Origin of the sequence: Bradyrhizobium sp. 27S5, assembly GCF_037217225.1 — a bacterium.
GTDB lineage: Bacteria > Pseudomonadota > Alphaproteobacteria > Rhizobiales > Xanthobacteraceae > Bradyrhizobium > Bradyrhizobium septentrionale.
In genome coordinates, this window is record NZ_CP147714.1 from 1,485,325 (window position 1) to 1,504,273 (window position 18,949).

Annotated in this window: 18 protein-coding genes and 3 pseudogenes; 15 read left to right on the forward strand and 6 right to left on the reverse strand. The window is 63.9% G+C overall.

The window, feature by feature from the left end; all coding sequences use genetic code 11:
* The first annotated feature begins 7 nt into the window (after positions 1-7).
* From WDM24_RS07075 to WDM24_RS07090, 4 genes and pseudogenes are all read left to right on the forward strand, one after another.
* Positions 8-334: a transposase gene (locus tag WDM24_RS07075; protein ID WP_338696208.1), complete on the forward strand. Its 327-nt coding sequence runs from the start codon at positions 8-10 to the stop codon at positions 332-334.
* Positions 335-421: 87 nt separating this feature from the next.
* Positions 422-721, forward strand: coding sequence for an IS66 family insertion sequence element accessory protein TnpB (gene tnpB / locus WDM24_RS07080; RefSeq protein WP_338823135.1), 300 nt, complete (start codon positions 422-424; stop codon positions 719-721).
* Between the two features lie 104 nt (positions 722-825).
* Positions 826-2,390, forward strand: a pseudogene (gene tnpC / locus WDM24_RS07085) (IS66 family transposase).
* A complete protein-coding gene (locus WDM24_RS07090) occupies positions 2,387-2,989 on the forward strand; it encodes a plasmid pRiA4b ORF-3 family protein (protein ID WP_338830728.1) in 603 nt (200 codons plus the stop codon). Before tnpC ends, WDM24_RS07090 begins: the two are co-directional and overlap by 4 nt.
* A gap of 958 nt (positions 2,990-3,947) precedes the next feature.
* Here WDM24_RS07090 and WDM24_RS07095 read toward each other — a convergent pair.
* Positions 3,948-5,115, reverse strand: a pseudogene (locus WDM24_RS07095) (IS3 family transposase).
* A 363-nt stretch (positions 5,116-5,478) separates the two neighbouring features.
* Positions 5,479-5,667 (reverse strand): hypothetical protein, encoded by a 189-nt coding sequence (locus WDM24_RS07100; protein ID WP_338696214.1) that lies wholly within the window; start codon positions 5,665-5,667, stop codon positions 5,479-5,481.
* Positions 5,668-5,864: 197 nt separating this feature from the next.
* On the opposite strand from WDM24_RS07100, the gene WDM24_RS07105 reads away from it, so the two are divergent.
* Positions 5,865-6,110 carry a hypothetical protein gene (locus tag WDM24_RS07105; protein ID WP_338696216.1) on the forward strand — a complete coding sequence of 82 codons (246 nt, stop codon included), beginning with the start codon at positions 5,865-5,867 and terminating at the stop codon, positions 6,108-6,110.
* A 377-nt stretch (positions 6,111-6,487) separates the two neighbouring features.
* Here the strand turns inward: WDM24_RS07105 and WDM24_RS07110 are convergent, their stop codons facing one another.
* Both WDM24_RS07110 and WDM24_RS07115 read right to left on the reverse strand, forming a co-directional pair.
* Positions 6,488-6,889: a hypothetical protein gene (locus WDM24_RS07110; protein ID WP_338696218.1), complete on the reverse strand. Its 402-nt coding sequence runs from the start codon at positions 6,887-6,889 to the stop codon at positions 6,488-6,490.
* An 85-nt stretch (positions 6,890-6,974) separates the two neighbouring features.
* Complete coding sequence (locus tag WDM24_RS07115) at positions 6,975-7,442, reverse strand: hypothetical protein (RefSeq protein ID WP_338696220.1); 468 nt, start codon at positions 7,440-7,442, stop codon at positions 6,975-6,977.
* 309 nt (positions 7,443-7,751) lie between these two features.
* Between WDM24_RS07115 and WDM24_RS07120 the strand changes: the two genes are divergently transcribed.
* Positions 7,752-8,570 carry a YopT-type cysteine protease domain-containing protein gene (locus WDM24_RS07120; RefSeq protein ID WP_338696222.1) on the forward strand — a complete coding sequence of 273 codons (819 nt, stop codon included), beginning with the start codon at positions 7,752-7,754 and terminating at the stop codon, positions 8,568-8,570.
* On the opposite strand, the gene WDM24_RS07125 is transcribed toward WDM24_RS07120, so the two are convergent.
* Both WDM24_RS07125 and WDM24_RS07130 read right to left on the reverse strand, forming a co-directional pair.
* Complete coding sequence (locus WDM24_RS07125) at positions 8,548-9,294, reverse strand: thioesterase family protein (RefSeq protein ID WP_338696224.1); 747 nt, start codon at positions 9,292-9,294, stop codon at positions 8,548-8,550. The two genes, WDM24_RS07120 and WDM24_RS07125, sit on opposite strands and share 23 nt — an antisense overlap.
* 481 nt (positions 9,295-9,775) lie before the next feature.
* Positions 9,776-10,015 (reverse strand): phospholipase effector Tle1 domain-containing protein, encoded by a 240-nt coding sequence (locus WDM24_RS07130; protein WP_338696226.1) that lies wholly within the window; start codon positions 10,013-10,015, stop codon positions 9,776-9,778.
* A 570-nt stretch (positions 10,016-10,585) separates the two neighbouring features.
* Here WDM24_RS07130 and WDM24_RS07135 point away from each other — a divergent pair.
* The 9 genes and pseudogenes from WDM24_RS07135 (at position 10,586) to WDM24_RS07175 (ending at position 18,912) form a co-directional block, all read left to right on the forward strand.
* Positions 10,586-10,741 carry a cytochrome P450 gene (locus tag WDM24_RS07135; protein ID WP_224924231.1) on the forward strand — a complete coding sequence of 52 codons (156 nt, stop codon included), beginning with the start codon at positions 10,586-10,588 and terminating at the stop codon, positions 10,739-10,741.
* 16 nt (positions 10,742-10,757) lie between these two features.
* Positions 10,758-11,960: a cytochrome P450 gene (locus WDM24_RS07140; protein WP_338696230.1), complete on the forward strand. Its 1,203-nt coding sequence runs from the start codon at positions 10,758-10,760 to the stop codon at positions 11,958-11,960.
* A gap of 92 nt (positions 11,961-12,052) precedes the next feature.
* Positions 12,053-13,339: pseudogene (locus WDM24_RS07145) on the forward strand (cytochrome P450); the annotation flags it as partial.
* A gap of 6 nt (positions 13,340-13,345) precedes the next feature.
* Positions 13,346-13,654 carry a ferredoxin gene (locus WDM24_RS07150; RefSeq protein WP_173640810.1) on the forward strand — a complete coding sequence of 103 codons (309 nt, stop codon included), beginning with the start codon at positions 13,346-13,348 and terminating at the stop codon, positions 13,652-13,654.
* 63 nt (positions 13,655-13,717) lie between these two features.
* Positions 13,718-15,061 (forward strand): cytochrome P450, encoded by a 1,344-nt coding sequence (locus WDM24_RS07155; RefSeq protein WP_176533541.1) that lies wholly within the window; start codon positions 13,718-13,720, stop codon positions 15,059-15,061.
* 137 nt (positions 15,062-15,198) lie between these two features.
* Positions 15,199-16,188, forward strand: coding sequence for a polyprenyl synthetase family protein (locus WDM24_RS07160; protein WP_166104103.1), 990 nt, complete (start codon positions 15,199-15,201; stop codon positions 16,186-16,188).
* A 65-nt stretch (positions 16,189-16,253) separates the two neighbouring features.
* A complete protein-coding gene (locus WDM24_RS07165) occupies positions 16,254-16,469 on the forward strand; it encodes a hypothetical protein (protein ID WP_176533540.1) in 216 nt (71 codons plus the stop codon).
* Entirely contained in the window at positions 16,466-18,013 is a 1,548-nt protein-coding gene (locus WDM24_RS07170; RefSeq protein ID WP_338830729.1) for a hypothetical protein, read from the forward strand. The genes WDM24_RS07165 and WDM24_RS07170 overlap by 4 nt, the downstream gene beginning before the upstream one ends.
* Positions 18,010-18,912 carry a terpene synthase family protein gene (locus WDM24_RS07175; protein ID WP_166104093.1) on the forward strand — a complete coding sequence of 301 codons (903 nt, stop codon included), beginning with the start codon at positions 18,010-18,012 and terminating at the stop codon, positions 18,910-18,912. Before WDM24_RS07170 ends, WDM24_RS07175 begins: the two co-directional genes overlap by 4 nt.
* Positions 18,913-18,949 lie beyond the last annotated feature (37 nt).

The window sequence follows — 18,949 nt, forward strand, 5'->3', positions numbered from 1 at the left end:
GCTCACAATGGACGACCATTCGGACGACATAAGACGACCGTTGACACCGCGCATAGAAGTGTACGCCGGCGGCGGCCGGAAACAGTGGCCAGATGATTTGAAGGCGCAGATTGTCGCGGACAGTCTCGAGCCGGGCGCGATCGTAACAGATGTCGCACGTCGCCATGGCTGCCGGCCCCAGCAGGTGCATGACTGGCGGCGCCGGGCGCGTTCAGGTCAATCTGGTGCTGCCAGTGGCGGGTGCACTGTCGTTTGTGCCGTTGGTGTCGGAATCGTCGCCATCGGCGGCTGCAGCTCCCTCCGGGTCGCCGGAAGCAGCCGTTGTGACGGTTGAGCTCCATGGGGCACGAGTTGAGGTGCGAGGGACGCCTGGCCTTGCCGTGTTGAGTGATGTGTTTGTTGCGTTGCGCCGGACACGTTCATGCTGACGGCTCCCGCTGGCCTCATGATTTACGTTGCGACCCGACCTGTAGACTTCAGGAAGGGCGCGGATGGCCTGGCGCTGTTGGCGAAGGAGACGCTGGGCCACGATCCGATGAAGGGCGTGGCGGTGGTCTTCCGTGCGAAGCGCGCTGATCGGGTGAAGATTGTCGTCTGGGATGGCAGCGGCCTTGTGATGTACTGGAAACGGCTCGATGGCGGCCGCTTCATGTCCTCCCATCGTGGCCGGCGTCATGCGGGTGAATGTCGCGCAGCTGTCCGCGCTTCTGGCCGGCATTGAGTGGACACGCATGCATGCGCCTCGAATCCCGCAGCCGAAAGCGCTTTGCGTAGGACATAAAATCTTCGCTGCATCGTGGCGCGAAGCATGGCAGACTCGGGCCAATGAGTGATTTACCTGATGGCTGCCGAGCGATCCAGGCGACTTGCGTGTCTTTGCCGCGGCTCTGCTGGATCGCTGCGCCAGGCTCGAGCGGTTGCTCAAGCTTGCAAAAGATGCGCAGTTCGGTCGATCGTCGGAAAAGCTGGACGCTGATCAGCTACAGCTTGTTTTGGAGGACATCGAAGAGGCCGTCGCGGCTCTCGAAGCAGCCGAGAATCACGCCAATCCAAGAACCTGCGAGAAGAGAACTTCCAAGCGCGGGGCCAATCGTGGCAAGCTGCCGGAGCATTTGCCACGCATCGTCGAGACCCTGATGCCCGCTGCAACCTGCTGCCCGTGCTGCGCAGGCGCCCTTTTTGAGATCGGTCACGATGAGAGCCAGATGCTGGACGTCGTACCGGCGCAGTATCGCGTCATCGTCACCCGCAGCCCCAAACTGGCCTGCCGCGTCTGTCACGGCGTCGTCCTCCAGCATGCTGCTCCCGAGCGATTGATCAGGGGAGGACTGCCGACCGAGCGGCTGGTCGCGCATGTGATCGACGCCAAGTATCATTGGCATTTGCCGCTCTACCGCCAGGCGCAGATGCTGACGACGCACGGTATCGCCATCGACCGTTCTACGCTCGCCTTCTGGGTCGGCTATGCCGCCCAGGAATTGAAGCCCTTGTGGCATCGTCTGCGCCAGCTTCTGCTCGGCTCTTCGAAGCTCTGTGTCGACGAGACCCCCGCACCGGTGTTGGATCCGGGGCGCGGCAGGACCAAAACCGGCTACTTCTGGGCGCTGTCACGCGATGACAGGCCCTGGGCCGGACCTGACCCACCTGGCGTTGTTTACGCCTATGCACCGGGCCGTGGGGCCGTTCATGGCTTGCAGCTGCCTGAGGGCTTTCGCGGCATCATCCACTGCGACGGCTATCAGGCTTACAAGACTATGACCCGAGAGACGCGTGCGGACGCCTTGTCCGGGACGCTCGCCTTCCGCTGGTCGCATCTGAGGCGCCAGTTTGTGAAGATCGAGCGCGAGGCCGCTCCGGCGCCAGCTCCGGTTGCCCGCGAGGCTCTTGAGTGCATCGCCCAACTTTACGCAGTCGAAAAAGCGCTCCGCGGCCGATCAGATGTCGAGCGCCGTGCTGGCAGGCAGGCGCATGCCCGACCTCTGGCGACAGCCTTGAAGCAGTGGTTTGAGGCCAAGCTTGATCACCTTGCACAGAAGAGCGACACGGCGAAGGCCCTGCGTTACGCGCTGCGTCATTGGGACGGCTTGACGCTCTATCTTTATGACGGGTGCATCGAGATGGACACGAATGCTGTCGAGCGTGCGATGCGGCCGATCAAGCTCAACGCCAAGAACTCCCTTTTTGCCGGTTGCGACGAGGGCGCCGAGAATTGGGCAGTTCTCGCTTCGTTAATCGAGACCTGTAAGCTCAATGGCGTCAGTGCCGAGCACTGGCTCGCTGACGTTCTCGCGAAGCTCGTCAATGGCTGGCCAGCGGCGCGACTGGACGAGCTGCTTCCCTGGGCGTCGACCTATACGATGCATGCACACGATCCGAGGCTGGCGGCATGAGCTTGAACACGACCGCGGTCCGGATCAAGGTAACTCTCAAGGATGTGAAGCCGGAGGTGATGCGTCGCCTTGTCGTACCCGTTACCCTACGCCTTGATCGATTGCATCTGACGCTTCAGGAGGCATTCGGCTGGACGAACAGTCACCTCTTCGAGTTCTTCGCTGGTGAGGCACATTGGGGGATTCCCGACCCCGACAATGCTTACGGCCACCAGCCCATTGATACCCGTAAAGCGCGGCTTTGCGATATCGTTCGAGAGACCGGCGCCAAGACGATCCACTATCTCTATGACTTCGGCGACAGCTGGGATCACGTGATCAAGCTCGAAAAGTGGTTCGACAACACCACGACGGAGGGCATGCCCTTCCTGCTCGAGGCCGCCGGTCGTTGTCCTCCGGAAGACGTCGGCGGTGCGCCAGGCTATGCCGAATACCTCGATGCCATCGGTGACCCCACCCATCCGGAGCACGAACATATGCGCCTCTGGGGCCCGGAGCGGTTTGATCCCAACGTCGTCGACCGGAAGGCGCTTGAGGCCGCCGTCAACGCGTTGTCCGACACATGGAAACCGCGGCGACGCGCCACGCGAACAAAATAGACGTCAAGCGCCATTCAAAAGGGCCGAAGAGCTAGGGTTACGATCCAATGCCTGGCCGGCAAAGTACGTATCAGCCGCGCTCGCGCCGTCTCCGCAACCCTGACCAGCTCCGACGGCGCGAGCACTACCACCGTGCCATGGGCGAATTCAGAAATGTAAAGCTTGACAACAAACCGCAATTAAAGGGCCGAATGACAGGCAGAGCTTCTGTGTGGGCGGCTCGCTGCCACTCAAAGTCAGCTTGGCCTCACCCGCAGCTTTCTTGGCGGCGGTGGTAAGCCCAGAATCAAGTCATCTGCAGGAACCTCTTCGAGCACGCGTATGCGCCGGTCCGTGTCGTTAAGGTTGGTGAGATTCCAATCCGAGGTTGGTACGACCGTCATCGTTAGGCTGCCACGCCGGAAAAAGGCACTCGATGTCCGAACACTACCATTCGAGGCGCCCGCGAGATTGTTGAGGCGGCTCATGGCAAGTTTCAGATACTCTGGCTGTCCTCTCGCGAAGTCGGCCTTCGTCAGTTCATCGGCCGCTTACGGACGCGCCCATCCTTCCATGATGCGCCTGCGCGTCTGCCCGTCCCATGAGACCCGTCCCATCGGACACCAGGCAAAGCTTCTGCCTGTGGCGCCGCTGGTTGCTTGCTGCAGGTCCTCTTGCTGGTCCCGATCGAGATATACGCCAGGGAGCAGAGCAACTCGCAATCTTCGAAAAGAGTGGTGTAACCATTCGACGAAAACAGATAGTCGCCGGTCCAGGATTGGAAGACATCGTGCAGATGATCGCTGAGGGGCGTCTTGCGCTTTTCAAGCCCCGGCAAGAATTTCCAGGCGTTGTTTTCGCCACCCGCACATGACGTGAGAAATGAGTGACTCACCACGGTTGTAGTGAAATGGACCCGCGGAGCGGGGCCGCTTGAGCCGGTTTGTTATGGAAACTGACCGCTCCTGATTACTTCCTATCACGCTGCCAGAGACACTGTCTGCTGCTGTTGCTGTTGTTGCTGTGGGCATGTGGTCAACGCGTCAGCGTTGTCCACCATGTCCACAGCCTTCGCGGCCTGCATCCGTTCGCGCCAGATCGCCATCGGCGTGCGATAGCCGAGCGCCTGATGAAGGCGACGATCATTGTAGAAGGCGATCCAGCTCGCGATCCCTGCCTTGGCCTCGCGGCCGTCGGCATAGCCCTTGAGATAGATGTCCTCATGCTTGAGCGACCGCCACAGCCGCTCGATGAAGACGTTGTCCATCCAACGACCGCGGCCATCCATGGAGATCTTGATCCCTGCGCCCGCCAACGCGCCGGTGAAGGCCGCGCTGGTGAACTGGCTGCCTTGGTCGGTATTGAAAATCTCCGGCCTGCCGTACTTCGCCAGCGCCTCTTCCAGAGCCGCCACGCAGAACGAGACGTCGATCGTGTTCGATAACCGCCACGCCAGAACCGCACGGCTCGCCCAGTCGATGATGGCGACGAGATAAAGAAAGCCACGGCCGATGGGCAGATACGTGATGTCGGCGGCCCACACCTGGTTCGGCCGGTCGATCGTCATGTTGCGCAACAGATAAGGATAGATCTTGTGGCCCGGCGCCGGCTTCGTCGTGTTCGGCTTCGGTCCCAGCGCCGCGATGCCCATCTTGCGCATCAACCGCTGCACGCGCTTGCGAACGGCCAGGCGATGAACAGCTCGTCGATCCGCCGCATCAGGGCAAGGTCGTTGTCGTTGGCCGGCCGGGGCGGCCGGTAGACCCCGGAGCGCGCGATGCCAAGCAACAGGCATTGCCAACGGATCGACAGCGCCTTGTCGGCGCGATCGAGCATTCCTCGACGGTCCGGCGTGCTCATCTTCCGGACCTCCGCGCTAAAAAATCGCGCTCGGCCGTCAGTTGTCCAATCTTGGCGTGCAGCTTCTCGATCTCGCGTTCGCGCGTTTCCTCGCTCTCGCGCCCGACACCCGCATCAAAGGCCCGCGCCGCCTGGTCCAGCAGTTGCTTCTTCCAGGCATAGATCTGGTTCGGGTGAACCTCATAGCGCTGAGCCAGATCGGCCACCGTCGCCTGCTCCCGCACGGCTTCCAGCGCAATCTTTGCCTTCAGTGCCGCGTCGATCTTGCGTCTCGTCTTCGTCGTCATCATGCCCTCCGTCTATCAAACGGAGCGGCCCTTTTCCAACTAACCTCTGGTCCCAAAATCGGGGTCCATTTCAGTAGTGTTGTCGCGCTCGGTCACGATGGTAACGCTGAGGAATTTGAGAAGATCAGTATATCGCCGGGCAGCAAGCAATGCGAGGCCATACGCGTAAAGGAGGAGAACGGCCGGGTAGGTGCGCAGATCAAGGTGCCCAACCAGCCGATACTTTCCCTGACGCCGAATTCGATCCGCAAGTCGAGCACTTAGCGAAACTCTGATCCGGTGCCCCAACGCCCGAGAACACCCACAATGCGCGCGACCGACTCCGTTGCACTCTCTGCTCGGGCCACCTTCTGCATGATCAGGTCATTGGAGAAAGGCGCCGATCAGTGCGAAATCCGGGCCGTTTAGCGTCCTTTCCAGCTTTCGCGCTTCTTCACAAATAAGATCACCCAGCTGAATGCGGAATTCAGGCTTTGCCAAGCGCTTGTCGCTGGCCACCATCAATTCAACGCTCTGTGGGTTTTGCCTTTTGATGTCAGCCTGGCTGCTCACCAAGCGTTCCAAGCTTTCGTGTCCGCGCTATCAATGCGAATGGTCCTGCCGGCCCGCTGTCTAATCAGGTCCGTGGCGATCTTGGAAGGTTCACCTCGCGCCGCCCAGTACACTGGATATCCCCACGTCGGGGCCCGCGTGAGTGCCGCTCTCAACGCGGGGTCCCAATCGGCGGACCAGCCGCTCACGATCAGCCCGTGCTCATCGATGATGCGGTCGAGAACTTTGTTCAGATGCGTCACGTCACCCCCCGACAGCGTGACGACACGCACACCGCCGAAAGCCATATGCTTGAACAGTCCAGCGATATCATCCTGATCGCGGCTCAGGCGATCCATCGCCTCTGCGAGCACGGCGACGAATTTGCCGCGCGTCGCATCGCCGATCAGTTCCTGATGCCGCGACGCAACAGCGACGCACCGGAGTTTGCGCGATCGGTATAGCTGTCGACGACTGTCCAGCCTTGTTTCTCGGCGTGCAGAGCCGCAACTGATCCTCGATTGAAACGTCTCGCTGATTGTCTGATGAGTAGCGGGCGTAGGCGCGACCTTCAGGAGGCGACTCCTTACATCGCAAGGCAGTCTCGTATCCCCCTATCTGTTTCGGCTCGAACGAAGTCCCGTGCGGCCTGTCGCGCCAGCAGTCGGACCAGATTGACGAGGCGTGGATTTGAAAATCCATGGCTTGCCTCGGGTGGTGGCGAGGCAGGGGCGAGCGTCGTCGCAGCAATAATTTTGTTGTGATCGCTCCTCTTGGAAGACGGGCGTCTTGTCATCGGCACACGTCCGATCGACGACGAGCTGGACGAGCGCACCGTCATTCAATGCGTCAATCGTGGCAAGCGAAGGCGGAGAGGGGTTCTGGCCGCGGCGGGGAACGCGGTGATCGGCAAACCTGGCGCCTTCAAGTTCGTATGCCGCGGCAGTGTCTCGGCCCAACGTCGCGACCAGGTTCGATCGGCCGCCGTGAAACGGGGCGTCCCTACCGTGGTGATCTGGTCCGGCGCGGGTTCGAGGAGCATCTCCGGCTTCGGGCCGAATTTCTGCTGCGGAGCCTCGTCGACAGAGTTCCGTTCCCCGACAGTGAAGTCGAGCTGCGCAATTTCGTCGATACGTTTCAGGACGTTGATGAGGGGCAGGCCCTTGCAATGTTCGCCCGGGCATTCGATGGCCCAGCGCTTCGGACGCCATTTCAGCAGGAGAGCAATCTCCACGCGTTCCAACAGGCCATCGACGACACTATCAGAGTGCTCAGCACAGGCATATCTCGCAACGCGAGAAGGTGTCGAAATCCACCGACTTCCCTCGTTACGCCACATCCGCGATGCGAGCATCCGCAGCGCTCTGGAGCTGACGGACGTGAATTGGATCAGCTTCGCCGCCGATTGCGCTGCTGTCCTCCGGAGAAATCAGGCCCTGCGGCTGCGGCAATCCGACTTGGCCCGCCTTCTTGCTTTCCGACGCGGCGGCTCGCGAGATGGACCTAGCGCGCGATCGAGAGCTTGCTGCTTTCCGACGACCGTTCCTTCCTTCAATGTCGTCCTGGAATGACGCCGCCCAGCGCAAAGATAGCACGTCGTTTGGCGACCAGATAACAACCTCGCGGAGGCGATCGCGGAACAGATTGCCGAGCAGCGCCAGGCCGTCACGAAACAGGGAATACCGATGGTCGCCCGCTTCGCAGCTCACTGTGAGGCCCTCACTGACGGACAGCCGAACCCGATCGGTTAAAGGTCGGTAGTTGAAGCGTTGGCGGTATTGCCCGCTCACCGCCACGAATGATTCCGGTGAGCGCACTCAGGAATTCGGCGCCAGCCTCACCGCTACTATCCTGGCAAACAGCGTTGCGGAGGAATTGTCCGTCCCCACGATAGCGCTGCTCAAGGCCACCTACCGGATGATGCGCGGGAGGATCTGACACAGCGCTACGCCGCACCGTATCAGACATTGTCAGAAGTTCGCCAAAGGAACGATTCTAAGCTGGACAACAGCTGCCCGTCAGCTTGGCTGGGTATCCTCGCAGCAGGGCCTAAGCATCCCGAATCGATCCGTGGAGACTAGCGCAGCACAGAAAGGTGAATCGTCATGTACGATCGAATCAGTAGCTCATCGACACGCACTAGCCAAGCTGACGAACTGAGTCAGTCGGTGGATAGCGGCAGCTTTACGGAAACACTAGCACATCTCTCGCCTCAGTGGAACTCACAACCGGGGGAGTTGCCCGACAAGAGGGGGGCCTGCTGCAGCAAGCCACATACCTCGGATGAAAACGACGTTCGAACTTCCAGTGCCTCCGACCCCAGTACATCCGCTCCAGAGAGTCCGGCCACCTCCTTGTTTGATTACAGAACGGCCGATCTGCGTGATGCGAATGTGGACGGCATCTGCGTTGGGCTGACTGCGGAGTGGTTCCGCAATCTTAACAACAGCCCACCAACCCGAATGCGTGCGCTCACACCTGGGTCGCAAACGCACGCCTCAGCGGCTGAACGGCAGCAGCAATATCAAAATCTCAAGGATCAGTTGCGAAGCAGGGGAGCAGACTCTTCTCACGCCGACCTTCGGGCACAGAATGCCATTTTGGAGGAAGCTGGCTTGGAACCGACTGGAGAGGAGAAGAGATTCGCATTCGGCAAGTCTTCGAACGTCGAGCGCATGGTGAACGAAATCAACAAAGACCGATCGAACCATTTGCTCAGCTTGTATTTCGCCGAAGGCGGCGCACACACAGTGGCGACGTCGGCCTCCAATGGAACGACCACGCTTTTCGACCCTAACTTTGGAGAATTTACTGTTCGATCAGATCCGAAACAGATGGCTTCATTGTTACAGAGCCTCGCCGATCGTTACAGGAATCCCAACGGGCAACATTTGTCGACAATCACGACGCAAAGGATGCAGTGAGTTGGGCCTGCAGGCCGGTGGTGATTGACGCCTTCTGTGAAGGCGCGGATGCGTCGGCCAGCGCTTGCGTCGGCCGCGGCGTCGGGAGCCAGCTCTGCGGCAGATGGAGGAATTTTCTTCCAAGAGCTTGGCAGCGGTGAATGAGGCCGCAATGGCAATGATCGTCGCGTATAAGAGCGCCACGACGAGAACAGTCACCCAGTTGGATTGTGAACCTTGAGCAACGTGTCGCTCCGGCGAACTCTGACTTGACGATGTCGCAGCAGAAGGCCAATGCATTGATTTCATCGGGGCGCTGGAGCGTTAAGGCGTGAACGAAAGGCAGATTTATCTGTGCTCTTCCATAGCAAGCCTCAGACCTTGGGATGCGCTGCGCTTTTCCGCCTGAGATAAACGCGACCCGTACCCGCGCCGAGACCAAGAGATCGTCCCCGCGCCTGCACTCCTGCGGCAAGCCAACCGAAGTGCCTCTCACCTCTTGCGGGACCGTGACAATGTCAAGAAGGCCGTCCAAGAACGCCGGTTTTAGAGAATCGATTGTCGTCGAACGGACAACGAAGGCGAAGCCCGGGGCATCGTTCCGCGTTTCCTCGAGCCGCGCTTGCTGATTGGTGCCGAGCGGGCGCAAGTAATTCGTTCTGCCGCGCTCTATGAAACGGAGAAAATTCGTGTGATAAACAATCTGGCAGGGCGTCGATATCTTAAAGTAGACTCGCACCTGCATGTAGCGCCGTCCGTCTCGAATTTCGCCGTCAAGAGAGACTGTCACAGCGCGGTTCCCCTTATTGCGCGTATAGGGACCAATTGTCTTGCACCGAGGGGGCTGGGCGAGCGCTAGAATCCTTTGCTTGGCTCCTCCTGACGCCGGCGGCATCGACGCGGTCGTCGATTGGAAAAGCGACGTGGCTCCGGATGCCTCGAGCACCCGCCGCTACGGGCAGCAGATCGCCGGCTATAGAAGCAGAGCAACGCCAATCCACCGGTCAGGTCGGCGAACTCGCTTAGCAAGCAACGCTGCTGATGGTGAGGCGCTTCGAAGCGACGACAGAGCTTAGTCGCGGCTGAGACTTAATCTCGAAGCCAGCCTTAGCGCGGCGAAGCGCTCAAGCACCGCCGGATGAAGGACTGCCTAGCTCTGCACTTGACGTAACCCTTCGGTCCACTTGACTTGCCCCCGCAAGTGACCCGGGTTCGCGCTCGTCGTGCTACGGACCAAGCGGATCCGGATTCAGCTTCAGGACTCTATCGTCTACCTTGATGCCGGAGCCGTCGGGCGTCTTGCCGTCGGGAAGGTCTCGGCCGCATGCGCCATTCAACCCAGCGAGGGAGAGGCGGCCTTCGTTTTCCGGATAGCTACCGCCGACATCGGAGTGGCTTCCGGCGAACCACACCTGCTGCAGCCAATTCGAATGCTTAAAATATCGCGCAAGGGCTGCCGCGCACATTCAGCGCGAGAGCAGGCCTTTGTCGGGCACTTGCCGCGCCGGTTGTCGGCATTGAGACTCAATGCCGACAACCTGACACTACGCGCCGCTACGAAGTGCCTGTTGAGCCTGCGAATTCAGTTCGGCACGCGATTTGCTCTGTTCGCGGCATCATCACCAACCGCAGTGCGATGGTCTTCGGGGCGGACACGGCGCGCGTCGCTGTTCGCGTCTGGTTCGTTCCGACGGTTTGCTGTGGCAATGACTTGGCGTTGGATTGCGGACCGAGAAAATGCAGGAAAGGGGAGTGTTGGATGCGATCTAGAGTTCTTCTTTTGGGAGCCACAACAATTGCGCTCGTCGCGAGAAGCGGCAGACCTTGAGCCAGGAGTCAAGCTTGCCGCCGGCGGTGTGGGACTGGGCCGGAGGCTATATTGGCGGACACGTCGGTGGCGGGTGCGGTCGAGCCTCCTTCACCAATCCCTGCGGTCAGTCGATCTTTGGCGATGCGGACAGGTTCGATGTCACCCGGCGGGACAACCCGCGCCTGTCGGCCCGGGGGGGGGGCATTTCTGCCTGGGCGCTGCGCTGGTGCACCTGGAATTGCGATGCGCCTTCCCCGGGTTGTTCGTGCGGCTGGGGGATCTGCCGCTGACCGTCGCCGCGGAGGAGGTCGTCGACGTGCCATCTTACGTCATTCGCTGCCCGCAGCGCCTGCCGGTCACCTTCCGCCCTTCCATCGCTTAGAGAGTGAAGTGCCACCATGTCCGAACACCCCTTGCCGACGCTACCGATGTGGCGCGTCGATCACATCGAGCCCTCGCCCGAGATGTTGGCGCTACGCGCCAACGGTCCGATCCACCGCGTGCGCTTCCCGTCCGGGCACGAAGGCTGGTGGGTGACGGGCTACGACGAAGCCAAGGCGGTGATGTCCGACACGGCGTTCCGGCCTGCGGGAATGCCGCCGGCGGCATTCACCCCGGATTCGGTGATTCTCGGTTCGCCGGGGTGGCTGGTCTCGCACGAGGGGGCCGAACATGCCCGGTTACGCACGATCGTGGCGCCGGCGTTCAGTGACCACAGGGTGAAGCTGCTCGCGCAGCGGGTAGAGGCGATCGCCGCGCAGTTGTTCGAGACGCTGGCGGCCCAGCCCCAGCCCGCTGACCTGCGGCGCCACCTCTCCTTTCCGCTTCCGGCTATGGTCATCAGCGCGCTGATGGGTGTGCTCTACGAGGATCACGCCTTTTTCGCCGAGCTGTCCGACGAGGTGATGACGCACCAGCATGAAAGCGGCCCGCGCACCGCGTCGCGCCTGGCCTGGGAAGAGCTGCGCGCCTACATTCGCGGCAAGATGCGGGACAAGCGCCAGGATCCGGGCGACAACCTGCTGACGGATCTGCTTGCGGCGGTCGACCTGGGCAAGGCGACCGAGGAAGAGGCGATGGGCCTGGCGGCGGGCATGCTGGTGGCCGGGCACGAGAGCACCGTCGCGCAGATCGAATTCGGCCTGCTGGCCATGCTCCGCCATCCGCAGCAGCGCGAACGCCTGGTCGGCGATCCATCCCTGGTGGACAAGGCGGTGGAGGAAATCCTGCGCATGTACCCGCCGGGCGCGGGGTGGGACGGCATCATGCGCTATCCGAGGACCGACGTGACCATCGCGGGCGTTCATATTCCCGCGGAGAGCAAGGTGTTGGTCGGCCTGCCGGCGACGTCGTTCGATCCGCGCCATTTCGACGAACCGGAAATCTTCGACGTCGGGCGCGACGGAAAGCCGCACGTGGCGTTCTCCTTCGGGCCGCACTACTGCATTGGCGTGGCGCTGGCCAGGCTGGAACTCAAGGTGGTGTTCGGTTCGATCTTCCAGCGCTTTCCCGCGCTGCGCCTGGCCGTGGCGCCGGAAGAACTGAAGTTGCGCAAGGAGATCATCACTGGCGGGTTCGAGGAGTTCCCGGTGCTCTGGTGATGCGCGGACGCCGCCGGGGATCGGGATCTTCTCCGCAATTTGCCGGCGCGCCTCGCGCGCCGGTCAGATCAGGTAGCCAACAGGTAGCCAAGATGGACATGCAAGAAACCACGGCAGCATGCCGGGACGCCTTCGCCGAACTAGCGTCGGCGGCGTGCACCCACGACCCGTATCCGTTCATGCGGTGGTTGCGCGAGCACGATCCGGTGCATCGCGCGGCGTCGGGGCTCTTTCTGTTGAGCCGCCACGCCGACATCTACTGGGCGTTCAAGGCCACGGGCGATGCGTTTCGGGCGCCGGCGCCGGGCGAACTGGCGCGCTATTTCCCGCGTGTGGCGACCAGCCTATCGCTCAATCTGCTGGCGTCCACGCTAGCGATGAAGGACCCACCGACGCATACGCGTCTGCGCCGGCTGATCTCGCGCGATTTCACCATGCGCCAGATCGACAACCTGCGGCCGAGCATCGCGCGCATCGTCGCTGCGCGCCTGGACGGCATGGCGCCCGCGCTGGAGCGCGGGGAGGCGGTGGACCTGCATCGGGAATTCGCGCTGGCCTTGCCCGTGTTGGTCTCCGCTGAACTGTTCGGCATGCCCCCGGACGACATGTTCGGGCTCGCCGCCGGTATCGGCGCCATTCTGGAAGGCCTGCGCCCGCACGCCAGCGATCCCCAGCTCGCCGCGGCGGACGCGGCCAGCGCCAGGGTGCTGGCCTACTTCGGCGACCTCATACCGCGCAAGCGCGCCGATCCCCGCCACGACATCGTGTCGATGCTGGTCGGCGCACAAGACGACGATGCCGACACGCTGTCGGATGCGGAGTTGATCAGCATGTTGTGGGGCATGCTGCTGGGCGGCTTCGCCACCACTGCTGCGGCCATCGACCATGCGGTCCTGGCGATGCTGGCGTATCCCAAACAGCGGCACTGGCTGCAGGGAGACGCCGTGGGGGTGAAGGCATTCGTCGAAGAAGTCCTGCGCTGTGACGCGCCCGTTATGTTCAGCTCCATTCCGCGTATCGCCCAGCGCGACATCGAACTGGGCGGCGCGGTGATCCCGAAGAACGCGGACGTGCGCGTGCTGGTCGCGGCCGGCAATCGCGACCCGGACGCCTTCGCCGATCCCGACCGCTTCGATCCCGCGCGGTTCTACGGCACCAGTCCTGGCATGTCGACCGACGGGAAGATCATGCTGAGCTTCGGCCACGGCATCCACTTCTGCCTCGGTGCGCAACTGGCCCGGGTGCAGTTGGCCGAGAGCCTGCCGCGGATCCAGGCGCGCTTCCCCACACTGGCATTGGCCGAGCAGCCGACCCGGGAGCCGTCCGCGTTCCTTAGGACGTTCCGCGCGCTGTCGGTGCGGCTGCAAGCGCGGGGGGGGGCTGAGATGCGCGTCGTGGTCGACCAGGATCTGTGCGGAACCACCGGGCAGTGCGTGCTGACGCTGCCGGGCACCTTTCGCCAGCGCGACCCGGACGGCGTGGCCGAAGTGTGCGTAGCGACGGTCCCGCAGGCGCTGCACGCCGCCGTGCGGCGCGCGGCCAGCCAGTGCCCGGTCGCCGCCATTCGGGTCATCGAAAGCGACGCTGGCGATGACCAGCGACCCTGCGCCGACCCTGCGCCTTCTCCGGCGGAGGCCGAGCGGCATGCCGCGAAAGACCAACGCAATCCAGGAGGACACGATGGGGCGGTTTGAAGGCAAGGTGGCCGTGGGCGGCAGAGTGGTGGTACCTGCCGCCGAAGCGGCGCCGCGCTGCTGATGGACATGCTGCTCAACCCGCTGGACCGTCGGCACCGGCTGCGGTACGATATCCCGGTCGTGCCCGGCGCTTTCCCCTTGGTCGGGCATCTTCCCGCCATCGTCTGCGACTTGCCGCGCCTGCTGCTGCGCGCGGAACGGACGCTGGGCAGCTGCTTCTGGCTGGATTTCGGCCCTGCCGGACACCAGATGACCTGCGTGGATCCGGATGCGTTCGCATTGCTCCGGCACAAGGACGTGTCCTCGGCGCTGATCGAAGAGATCGCGCCCGAATTGCTTGGCGGAACGTTGGTCGCCCAGGACGGCGGCGCGCACCGGCAGGCGCGCGATGCGATCAAAGCGGCGTTCCTGCCCAAGGGGCTGACCGAGGCCGGCATCGGCGACCTGTTCGCGCCCGTCATCCGGGCGCGGGTGCAGGCGTGGCGCGACCGCGGCGACGTAACCATCCTGCGCGAAACCAGCGACCTGTCACTCACGCTCATCTTCAGACTCATGGGAATCCCCGCGCAGGACCTGCCGGGATGGCATCGCAAGTACCGGCAACTGCTGCAGTTGATCGTCGCGCCCCGGGTCGACCTGCCCGGACTGCCCTTGCGGCGCGGCCGCGCCGCCCGCGACTGGATCGACGCGCAGCTGCGCCAGTTCGTCCGCGACGCGCGCGCGCATACCGCGCGCACCGGGTTGATCAACGACATGGTGAGCGCCTTCGATCGCAGCGACGATGCGCTCTCCGATGACGTGCTGGTCGCCAATATCCGCTTGCTGCTGCTTGGCGGTCACGACACCACCGCCTCGACGATGGCCTGGATGGTGATCGAGTTGGCGCGGCAGCCTGTGCTGTGGAACGCCCTGGTCGAGGAGGCGAAACGCGTGGGCGCGGTGCCGACCCGGCACGCGGACCTGGCGCAGTGTCCGGTCGCCGAGGCGCTGTTCCGCGAGACGCTGCGCGTGCATCCGGCGACCACGCTCCTGCCGCGTCGCGCGCTGCAGGAATTGCAACTCGGCCAACGGCGCATTCCCGCGGGCACCCATCTGTGCATCCCGCTGCTGCATTTCTCGACATCGGCGCTGCTGCACGAGGCGCCTGATCAGTTCCGCCTGGCGCGGTGGCTGCAACGCACGGAGCCGATCCGGCCGGTGGACATGCTGCAGTTCGGTACCGGCCCACACGTCTGCATCGGCTATCACTTGGTATGGCTGGAACTGGTGCAGTTCTGCATCGCCTTGGCGCTGACCATGCACAAGGCCGGGGTGCGGCCGCGGTTGCTGAGCGGCGTCGAAAAAGGCCGGCGCTATTACCCGACCGCACATCCGTCCATGACAATCCGCATCGGATTCTCATGAGCTGGGATCGCATGCCCCGTGTGGCGAGGCAGCGGCGCCGGCGACGCGCGGCATTGCTGCACTCGGTGCGACGCCGGCAACACCGCGGCGGCTTGGGGCTCGCCGTGGCCGTTTCAGGTACCAAGGAGATGAACAACATGCAGACTGGTTCCACGCTGCACGACGACCGAACTGGCGTTTCCGCGCTCGGCGGATTGGGCGCGCATGCACCCGGCAGGCTGCTGCCGGAGATCTGGATGCAGGACGGCGCAAAGCGGGTCGAACAGGCGATGGCGCGTCTTCTCTGCGCCGAACACGACGGTGAGACCGAGCTGATGGCGGCGATGCGCTACGCCACCTTGCATGGCGGGAAGCGCACCCGCGCCTTGCTCTGTCTGGCTGCCGGCGCACTGGCCGACACGCCGGTGCACATGCTCGACGACGTCGGCGCCGCCATCGAAATGATGCACGCCTGTACCCTGGTCCACGACGACCTGCCCGCGATGGACGACGACGTGCTTCGCCGCGACCTTCCGACCGTGCACGTCAAGTTCGGCGAAGCCACTGCGATCCTGGTCGGCGATGCGCTGCAGGCGCACGCCTTCCTGACCCTGGCGAGCCTGGATGCGCCGGGCGACAACCGTATCGCGCTCGTGCGCGAACTGGCGCAGGCGGTGTCCGCCGAGGGTGCCGCAGGCGGGCAGGCCATGGATCTGTCGCTGGTCGGAAAGCACGTCGAGCTGGACAGGATCGTGGCGATGCACCGGATGAAGAGCGGAGCGCTAGTGCGCGCGTCCGTTCGCATGGGCGCGCTATGCGCCATCGCGGAGGATGCCGCGCACGCTGCGCTGTACTGTGCGCTCGATCGCTACACCGCCTGTTTCGGCCTGGCGTTGCAGGTGGTCGACGACATTCTCGACGCGACAGCGGATACCGCGACGCTGGGCAAGACCCCCGGCAAGGACGCGGCGGCGCAGAAGCCGACCTGCGCGTCGATCATGGGGCTGCAGGCAGCTCGCCACTTCGCGCTGGATTTGTTGCGCGACGCCGGGGAGGCCATCGCCCCGTTGGGGCCGCGTGCGGAACGGTTGGCGCAGATGCTGCAGCGGGCCAACGCGTATCTGTTCAAGCACGCGCCATGCGCGTGAGCGCGCCCGTCCGCATGGAGTCGCGCCTGTGCCGCTGCGATCGGCCGGCGGCTGCATGCTGCACTGTGTCCGAGTCCGCGGCGCCGATCGCAGCGGTTGCCCAGCACGGCCGTGGCGCGCTGCGCGCAAGCCTATGCGGCGGACCGACATCGGGGCGCGTCGCCGCGCCGGAGCAGGGCGGCCGTCCGGCGCTGCCCATGCGCCGGGCCTGCGGTGACGTGCGCGGCGTCTGCCCGATCCTGGTTCTCGTCAACCGTCTGCAGAAGGAACATCCCGCGTGAACTCGCTGTCCGAACAGATCCTTTCCGAATTGCGCCACCTGCTGAGCGAGATGAGCGACGGCGGCAGCGTCGGTCCGTCCGTTTACGACACGGCGCGAGCTCTGCAGTTCCACGGCAACGCCGCTGGTCGGCAGGACGCATACGCGTGGCTTATCGCACAGCAACAGGCCGATGGCGGATGGGGAAGCGCGGACTTCCCGCTGTTCCGCCATGCGCCCACGTGGGCGGCGTTGCTGGCATTGCAGTGTGCCGATCCTCTTCCCGGCGCTGCCGACGCAGTCCAGGCTGCAATCCGGTTCCTCGAGCGCCAGCCCGATCCCTACGCGCATGCGGTGCCGGAAGACGCGCCGATCGGCGCGGAGTTGATCCTCCCGCAGTTGTGCGGCGAGGCCGCATCCTTGCTGGGCGGCGTGGCGTTTCCGCGCCACCCGGCGCTCTTGCCGTTGCGGCAAGCGTGCCTGGTCAAGCTGAGGGCGGTGGCGACGTTCCCGAGCGGCCATCCGTTGCTGCACTCCTGGGAAGCCTGGGGGACGTCGCCGACCACCGCATGCCCGGATGATGACGGCAGCATCGGCATCAGTCCGGCGGCCACCGCCGCGTGGCGTGCGCACGCCGTGACACAGGGGAGCACGCCGCAGGTCGGGCGTGCCGACGCGTATCTGCAGGCGGCATCGCGGGCGACGCGCAGCGGCATCGAAGGTGTCGTTCCCAACGTCTGGCCGATCAATGTGTTCGAGCTATGCTGGTCGCTGTACACCCTGCATCTGGCTGGACTGTTCGCGCATCCCGCGCTCGCCGAGGCGGTGCGCGTGATCGTCGCGCAGCTCGACGCTCGCCTGGGCGTGCGCGGTCTAGGCCCGGCCTTGCACTTCGCGGCAGATGCGGACGACACCGCCGTTGCGTTGTGCGTCCTGCGCCTTGCAGGCCGCGACCCGGCGGTCGATGCGTTGCGCCATTTCGAAATCGGCGAGCTGTTCGTCACCTTCCCCGGCGAGCGCAATGCCTCGGTGTCGACCAACATCCACGCCCTGCATGCGTTGCGACTGTTGGGAAAGCCCGCCACCGGCACCAGCGCCTACGTCGAGGCCAATCGCAACGCGCACGGTTTATGGGACAACGAAAAATGGCACGTTTCGTGGCTGTATCCCACCGCGCATGCGGTCGCTGCGCTGGCGCAAGGCAAGCCCCAGTGGCGCGACGACCGCGCGCTGGCGGCGCTGCTGCAGGCGCAGCGCGACGACGGTGGCTGGGGCGCCGGTCGCGCGTCTACATTCGAGGAAACCGCCTATGCGCTGTTCGCGTTGTACGTGATGGACGGGAGCGAAGAGCCGACAGGGCGCAGGCGCATCGCGCAGGCGGTGGCGCATGCGCTGGAGTGGATGCTCGCCCGCCATGCGCATGCATTGCCGCAGACGCCGCTGTGGATCGGCAAGGAACTGTATTGCCCCACCCGGGTCGTGCGCGTGGCCGAACTCGCCGGATTGTGGCTGGCGCTCCGTTGGGGGCGGCGCGTCCTGGCCGAGGGAGCAGGAGCGGCGCCATGATCCAGACCGAACGCGCGCTGCAGCAGGTGCTGGAGTGGGGGCATTCCCTGACCGGGTTCGCCGACGAGCATGCCGTGGAAGCGGTCAGGGGCGGCCAGTACATCCTGCAGCGCATCCACACGAGCCTGCGCGACACCAGCGCCCGCATCGGCCGCGATCCGCAGGACGAAACGCTGATCGTGGCGTTCTATCGCGAACTGGCGCTGCTGTTCTGGCTCGACGATTGCAACGACCTTGGCCTGATCGCGCCGGAACAGCTCGCCGCGGTGGAGCAGGCGCTGGGGCAGGGCGAGCCCTGCGCGCTCCCCGGATTCGAGGGCTGCGCTGTGCTGCGCGCTTCGCTGGCCGCGCTCGCCTACGATCGCCGCGACTATGCTCAGCTTCTCGACGATACCCGGTGCTACTGCGCGGCGCTGCGCGCCGGACACGCGCAGGCGGCAGGGGCGGAACGCTGGTCCTACGCCGAGTACCTGCACAACGGCATCAATTCAATCGCCTACACGAACGTATTCTGTTGCCTGTCGTTGCTGTGGGGGCTGGACATGGCGACCTTGCGTGCGCGTCCGGCGTTTCGCCAGGTCCTGCGGCTCATCTCCGCGATAGGGCGCCTGCAGAACGATCTGCATGGACGCGACAAGGACAGGTCGGCCGGCGAGGCCGACAACGCGGTAATCCTGCTGCTGCAGCGCTATCCGGCTATGCCTGTGGTGGAGTTCCTCAACGACGAGCTGACCGGCCATACGCGCATGCTGCATCGGGTGATGGCGGAAGAACGCTTTCCCGCGCCGTGGGGACCGTTGATCGAGACCATGGCGGCCATCCGCGCGCAGTACTACCAGACCTCGACCAGCCGCTACCGCAGCGACGCTGCGGGGGGAGGCCAGCGTGCGCCGGCCTGAACGCGCGGGAGGGCGGCGGCGTGCGCGCGCTGCCGTC